We start from the raw sequence: 273 nt of genomic DNA on the forward strand, positions 1-273 counted from the left end.
ATTGATATCGACCAGCGTAAAGCTCAGGCGCTGGGCGTTGCTATCGACGATATTAACGACACACTGCAAACCGCCTGGGGTTCGAGCTATGTGAATGACTTTATGGATCGCGGTCGCGTGAAGAAAGTCTATGTGCAGGCAGCTGCGCCGTATCGCATGCTGCCAGATGACATCAATCTCTGGTATGTCCGAAATAAAGATGGCGGCATGGTGCCCTTCTCTGCTTTCGCGACCTCACGCTGGGAAACAGGCTCGCCGCGTCTGGAACGCTAT

Annotated in this window: 1 protein-coding gene; it reads left to right on the forward strand. The window is 53.8% G+C overall.

Going from position 1 to position 273, the window contains the following annotated elements:
• A partial coding sequence (locus SB764_RS40210; RefSeq protein ID WP_410866782.1) for an efflux RND transporter permease subunit occupies positions 1-273 on the forward strand: 273 nt, incomplete at both ends.

Origin of the sequence: Paraburkholderia sp. SIMBA_027 (assembly GCF_046535315.1) — a bacterium.
GTDB classification, from domain to species: Bacteria; Pseudomonadota; Gammaproteobacteria; order Burkholderiales; family Burkholderiaceae; genus Paraburkholderia; species Paraburkholderia tropica.